This window comes from Rhodococcus sp. NPDC003348 (genome assembly GCF_053589375.1).
Genome location: NZ_JBSFRT010000060.1, coordinates 22,492 through 29,072, shown reverse-complemented (window position 1 = coordinate 29,072; position 6,581 = coordinate 22,492). Strand labels below are relative to the sequence as shown.

The window sequence follows — 6,581 nt, the reverse complement described above, 5'->3', positions numbered from 1 at the left end:
TTGAAGTGACCGAATCCCACATTCGGTCACTTCAAGTGACCGAATCCCACATTCGGTGAAAAGGGGTCTAGCAGGGGGCGGCCCGGGTCACCCGAGCCGGCGGAGGTCGGGATAGTTGGACAGCTCCCAGCCGCCGTCGACGACCAGGCTCGCGCCGGTGACATAGGTCGCGTCGTCGCTGGCCAGGTAGAGGCACGGCCCGGCGATCTCCTCCGGCGTGGCCGCCCGCGCCACCGGGATGCGTTCGAGGAACATCTCGCGCGCGGGCTCGTACGCCATCACCGGGGCGACCAGCGGCGTGTCGACCAGTCCCGGAAGCACTACGTTCACCCGGATTCCGTCGGGGGCCAGCTCGACCGCTGCCGTCTTGCTGAACATTTCCACGCCGGCCTTGCCCGTCGAGTAGGGGCTGCCCGCCGGCATCGGCACGTGGGCGTTGAGAGATGCGACGTTCACGATCGCGCCGCCGCGACCGCCTGCGCGAATGTGCCTGGCCTCGTGCTTGGTGCACAGGAACACGCCCTTCTGCACGAGGTCGACGGTGAAGTCCCAGTCCGCCTCGTCGAGGTCGACGATCGCACCGACTCGGGAGGCGCCTGCGACGTTGAACGCGAGGTCCACCCGGCCGAACCTCGACGCCGCGGCGGCGAGAGCGGATTCGACCTCCACCTCCACGGTCACATCGGCAGGGGTGGGCAGAAACGCGGTGCCGAAATCCTCCGCCATCCGCTCGAGGCGATCGGTCGCGAGGTCGATGCCCGCCACCGTCGCGCCCTCGGCGAGCAGCCGCGACGCGATCGCCTCGCCGATACCGGATGCTGCCCCGGTGACCACGGCGGTCCGCCCCGAAAATCGTCCACTGCTCACAGAATCGCCTCCCGCTCGGTTGTCACATGGTGTCGGATCATCGGGCGGCGCGCTCTCCGGCACGCAGGAACCGTCCGGTCCGTCGGCTGCCGAGGACGGTCGTCGGTTGTCCGTCCCGGACGACGCATTCGCCGCGGACGAACACCGCGGTCACTGCGTCGTTGTTCCGGTTCACCATCCTGGAGAGACCGTCGTACTCGGGGACCGGGCACTCGGCATAGGCGTCGAGCGAGGCGTCGAGATGCGTCGGGTCGATCACCACCACGTCGGCCCGGTCACCTTCGCGCAGGTGCCCGGCGTCGAGTCCGTACCAGTCGGCGAGCTCGCCTGTGAGCCGGTGCACCGCCTGCTCGACGGACATGAACGGTGTCCCCGCTTGCTCGGCGTCGCGGACGCGACGCAGCAGGCGGAGGCCGAAGTTGTAGAAGGCCATGTTGCGCAGGTGCGCGCCGGCATCGGAGAAGCCCAGCTGGATACCGGGATCAGAGGCGAACTTGTTGAGCACCTCCGGCCGGTGGTTCGAGATTGTGGTTCGCCACCGCACCTTGGTCCCGTACTCGACGACCAGGTCCAGGAAGGCGTCGACGGGATGGACCCCACCCCGGTCGACCCCGACCTGACCGAACGTCTTGCCGATCACCGACGGGTCCGGGCACTCGACGATCTCGGCGTCGAAGAAGTCGCGGTGCCACACCCGCGGTCCGTACTTCTTGTCGTAGTCCTTGCGGAACCGGCGGCGGTAGGACTCGTCGGCGAGCAGCGCGCTGCGCGCCTCCAGTTGGTTGGACAGGTCCAGCGCCGCGGCCCCGGACCCGAACTCCTCGAACACCGGCAGGTCGATACCGTCGGAGTACACCTCGAACGGCACGGGAAGGTGCTGCCACCGGAAGTCGCCCCGCAGCCCGTTGACTGCCCGCGCCATCGCCGGGAAGACCTGTGCGATCCCCGGTATCGCCTTCACGTCGGCGGCCGACAGGAGGCTCACCTTCAACGGGCGGCGGAAGAGCCCCACGCTGCTCAGCGCCAACGCGACCATGGACTGCGGGCGGCCCACGTCCGGGCCGGCCTGCAATGCCCGGCCCCGCCGCCGCAGGATCGAGGTGAGCCTACGACGTTCCTTCCGCGTCGAGTACGTGGACGGCAGCGTGCGGGACCGGCAGGTCTCGCCGTCGAGCTTGTCGAACAGCAGTTCCTGCGAGGACATGCCGATGAACCCGGCGTCGAGCGCTTCCTCGAGCTTGGCCGCCATCGCGTCGAGTTCGGCCGGAGTGGGCTTGACGTCCTTACGGGTCGCCCGGTCCAGGCCCATCTGCGCGGCACGGATGTCCGAATGGCCGATGAAGGAGGCCACGTTCGGGCCCAGCGGCAGCGCCTCGATCGCCTCGACGTACTCGTGCGCCGAGGTCCAGTTCTTGGACTCGGTGAGCGTCTCGACCACGAATTTGCGCGGGATGGCCTCGACGCGGCCGAACAGGTCGCCCGCGTCGGAGGGGCCGGCATGGACGGCCGACAGCGAGCACGACCCCAGGAAGATCGAGGTGACGCCGTGCCGCACCGACTCCGTGAGCCCCGGACTAAGGATGACCTCGACGTCGTAGTGGGTGTGGATGTCGACGATGCCCGGGATGACCCATTTCCCGGCGGCGTCGACCACCTGCGGACAGTCCGCCTCGTCGAGCGCGGCATCCGTGACGGCCGCGACCCGGCCGTCACGGATGCCGAGGTTGCGGGTCTCGGGTCGTGCGCCGGTGCCGTCGAACCACAGGCCGTTCTTGATGATGACGTCGTAGGTCATCGCAGACCACTCCATTCTCGTCGTGTGGTGGTTGCCGACCGGGGCTCCATCAGAGGACCACCTCGGTGCGCATCGTCTTGCCGGTTGCATTGCGGGGCAACGCAGTGGTGGTGATCCGCCAGCGGGCCGGAACCTTGAAGTAGGCCAGTCGTTCGGCCGCGAACTCGCGCAACTCGTCTTCGGTCACCGAGGCTCCGTCGCGGACCACGATCACCGCGGCGACCTCCTGGCCGAGGTCGGGGTGCGCCACCCCGATCACCGCGCACTCGAGGACCTCGGGGTGCTCGTCGAGGCACTGCTCGATCTCCACCGGGTAGATGTTCTCGCCTCCGCGCAGGATCAGGTCGGAGCGCCGTCCGGTCAGGCGGACCATGCCGTTCTCGAGGACGCCGAAGTCGCCGGTCCGCAGCCACCGGTCGGGGGTGATCGAGGCCGCGGTCGCGGTGTCGTCCTCCCAGTAGCCCAGCATCACGTAGGGGCTGCGGACACAGATCTCGCCCTCCACGCCGTCGGGAACCGGGTCGCCGAGCGGGTCCCGCACCTGCACGGTGACGCCGATGATCGGCCGCCCCAGTGTGCCCGGGAACGCCTGCAGGTCCATCGGCGTCGCGACGGACACCGCGGTGCTGCACTCGGTGAGCCCGTAGCTGTCCACCAGGGCGCCCCTGGCGAACGGCAGCTTCTCCCGCAGCCGCTGCTGGAACGCGGGGGAGGACGGCGCGGATGCCAGGGCGAACGCGGTCAGCGACGACAGGTCGTACCTGTCGAGCCCGTCGTGCTCGAGCAGCCGGTTCGCCATGGTGGGGACCGCGCCCCAGTTGCTGACCTTCTCGCGCTCGACCAGTCGCAGTACGCGGTCCACGTCGAACGAGCCCTGGTGGATCACGACGGCCCCGCCGGTGGCCAGTCGCGGGACGACCAGATTGTGCAGGCTGGCGATGTGGAACAGCGGCGAGGTCAGCAGGTACCGCAGGTCGCTCGGGCCGTCGCCGATCGGGGCGCCCGCGAACGCGGCGGCGAGCGCGTCGCTGTACCGGTGGTAGTCGATGACTGCAAGCAGGTTCCGGTGCGAGTGCACCGCACCCTTGGGGCGGCCGCTGGTCCCGCTGGTGTACAGGATCACGGCCGGGTCGTCCTCGGCCACCTCGGCGTGCGGGAGCTCGCCGCCGGCGAATTCCTCGATGAGCCGGGGAATGTCGCGCTCCATGGTCAGGACGGTGATCCGGAGGTCGAGTTCGCGGAGCAGTTCGGCGCGCTTGCTGTCGACGATCACCACGGTGGGCCGGGTGTGCGTGACCCCGTACTCGATCTCGCGTGGAGCCCACCAGGCGTTGAAGCCGACGGCGATCGCGCCGAGGGCCTGGGTGCCCCAGAACGACACAACCCACTCGGGTGTGTTGGCGGCGAGGATGCCGATGCGGTCACCCGGGTCGACGCCGTAGCGCTCGCGCAGCGCTCGCGCCAGCGCGTACGCGGCCCGGCCGTGCTCCGCGTAGCTCATGCGGCGATCCTCGGTGACCAGATAGTCGCGGTCACCGTGGGCGAGCGAGGCAGCGAGGACATCCCCGAGTGCGCGGTCCCGGTTCCTCATCACGGGGATCTCGGTGCCGAGAACATCCTCGGTGCCGAGTTCGAACCGTCCGCCCGGGCCCGTCAGCCCGGCCATCACGGATGCGATGTACGCCTGCGGGTCAACGGGTTTCGTCATTGTCGTTCCTTTCGATCACTGGGTTCACGTCAGGGGATGAGGACGGCACGACCACGAATCGTCCCCGCTTCGAGGCGGTCGAACGCGGTCCGGGCATCGGCGAGGTCGAACCTGTCGACCTCCACGGTCAGCCGGCCCGCCTGCGCCAGTGCGATCGAGTCGACGAGGTCGCTCCTGGTGCCGCCGTACGACTTCCGGACCGACGCGCCCCACGGCCAGCCGGGGCCACCGGACGGTTCGGCCGTCACTCCCGGGACCCCGCCGCCGAGGCCGACCATCCGGTAGGCGCCGTTGGGGGCCACCGACTCGACCGACATCCGTGCGGTGGCGTCGATCCCCACGAAGTCGAACACCGCATCCGCGCCGCGTCCCTCGGTGAGCTCGAGGATCTGACGGGCGGTGTCCGGCCCGGACTCGAGAGTGATGTCGGCGCCGCACCGCTTCGCGAGTTCGAGCTGCGTCGCGCCGACATCGACCGCGACGATCCGGGTGGCGCTCACCGCGCCGAGGATCTGCACGGCGACGTGCCCGAGCCCGCCGACGCCGATCACCACCGCGGTCGACCCGGGGCGCAGGTGGTCCCGGGCCCCACGGATCGCGTGGTAGCTGGTCAGCGCGGCGTCCGCCATCGGTGCCGCCTGCAGGAAGTCCAGGTCGCCGATCGGGACGAACGACCGGGCCGGGATCCGGACGTACTCGGCCATGCCGCCGTCCGGGCCGAGCCCGGGGCATGGCGGCATGGCGGTCCGGCCCGCGGCCAGGCAGACGTTCTCGTTGCCGCTGACGCACTCGCGGCAGACGCCGCACGACCAGCACAGGTAGACGATCCCGCGTTCGCCGGTGTGGCGGCCGTCCACCTCGCTGCCGACCGCTTCGATGGTGCCTGCGATCTCGTGCCCGAGGGTGAGCGGCTCCTCCCGCATCTTCACCGGGAAGTGCAGCAGGTGAAGGTCGGAGTGGCAGATCCCGGCCGCGCCGACCCGGATCAGCAGGTCCGACGGGCCGATCTCCGGAACCGGGACCTCCCGGATCTCGACCACGCCGGGATCGGTCAGTTGTAGTGCGCGCATCACGCCACCGCCTCGAAGGTCGCATTCAGGTAGGCGTCGGCACGGTCGGAACCGATGAGCCCCGGCGCCATCTTGTTCATCGCATACGCGAAGGTGATTCCCCGGTCGACGTCGTTGACGACGAACGACCCACCGACCCCGGCCCACCAGCAGACCTTGCCGTCGGGAACTGCGGGCGCCGTCTGTGCGTGCGGCAGTCCGTAACCGATCCCGAACCGCAGCGGCGTCATGATTCCCAGGTCCAGACCGTTGGACTGCTCCCGGAAGATCGCCTCGACGGTGTCCGGCGACAGCCAGGTCCGGCCGTCGAGGACGCCGCCGCCGGAGACGATCGACTGCAGTCGGGCGATCGATCGAGCGTTGCCGTGACCGTTGACGGCCCCGATCTCGGCCTGGCGCCACTGCGGGTCCGAGGTGCGCTCGTAGTCGAGCAGCGGGCAGGTGAGCGTCTTGACCAGGATGCTGTCCTGGTCGAGGGTCGCCATGTCGAACTCGAGCGCGGGCGGCGGCATCAGCGGCGCGATCCGGCCGAAATGCTCGGGGCCGGTACCGATGTGGAAGTCCGCGTCCAGTGGTCCGGCCAGTTCCTCGGCGAAGAACCGGCCCAGGGTGCGTCCGTCGATTCGCCTGACGACCTCGCCGATCAGGTGCCCGTAGTTGAGCGCGTGATAGCCGGACGCGGTGCCCGGCTCCCACCACGGGGCCTGCGCGGCCAGTCGGGCGGCGGCGGACTCGTGGTCGTAGACGTCCTCGAGTTCGATCGGCCGTTCCCAGCCGGACACACCGGAGGTGTGCGAGAGCAGGTGCCGGATCTCGATGTCCGCCTTGCCGTTCGCTCCGAACTCGGGCCAGTAGTGCGCGACCTTCTCGTTCAGGTCGAGAACGCCGCGGTCCACGAGCAGCAGCGCGCTGAGCGCGGTCATCGTCTTGGTGATCGAGAAGACGTTGACGATGGTGTCCCGCTGCCAGGCGGCTGTGCGGTCGATGTCGGTGTGACCGCCCCAGATGTCGACGACGGGTTCGCCGTCGACGGTCACGCAGATGGACGCCCCGAGCTCCTCGCCGGAGGCGAGCTGCAGCTCGAGTGCCTCGCGAACCGGCTCGAAGCCCTCCGCGCAGAGTCCCTGTGTCAGTGTCATCG

The 6,581-nt window shown here is 69.5% G+C and carries 5 protein-coding genes; all 5 read right to left on the bottom strand.

Annotation, left to right across the window (positions count from 1 at the left end; translation table 11 throughout):
• Positions 1 to 87: 87 nt before the first annotated feature.
• The 5 genes from ACWDU4_RS26390 to ACWDU4_RS26370 are packed head-to-tail and all read right to left on the bottom strand — an operon-like array spanning position 88 to position 6,579.
• Positions 88 to 867, bottom strand: coding sequence for an SDR family NAD(P)-dependent oxidoreductase (locus ACWDU4_RS26390; RefSeq protein WP_450116912.1), 780 nt, complete (start codon positions 865 to 867; stop codon positions 88 to 90).
• A gap of 37 nt (positions 868 to 904) precedes the next feature.
• Entirely contained in the window at positions 905 to 2,662 is a 1,758-nt protein-coding gene (locus ACWDU4_RS26385) for an N-acyl-D-amino-acid deacylase family protein (RefSeq protein WP_450116911.1), read from the bottom strand.
• Between the two features lie 49 nt (positions 2,663 to 2,711).
• Complete coding sequence (locus ACWDU4_RS26380; RefSeq protein ID WP_450116910.1) at positions 2,712 to 4,370, bottom strand: class I adenylate-forming enzyme family protein; 1,659 nt, start codon at positions 4,368 to 4,370, stop codon at positions 2,712 to 2,714.
• Positions 4,371 to 4,399: 29 nt separating this feature from the next.
• Complete coding sequence (locus ACWDU4_RS26375; protein ID WP_450116909.1) at positions 4,400 to 5,440, bottom strand: NAD(P)-dependent alcohol dehydrogenase; 1,041 nt, start codon at positions 5,438 to 5,440, stop codon at positions 4,400 to 4,402.
• Positions 5,440 to 6,579: a serine hydrolase domain-containing protein gene (locus ACWDU4_RS26370; RefSeq protein ID WP_450116908.1), complete on the bottom strand. Its 1,140-nt coding sequence runs from the start codon at positions 6,577 to 6,579 to the stop codon at positions 5,440 to 5,442. The genes ACWDU4_RS26375 and ACWDU4_RS26370 overlap by 1 nt, the downstream gene beginning before the upstream one ends.
• Between the last annotated feature and the right edge of the window lie 2 nt (positions 6,580 to 6,581).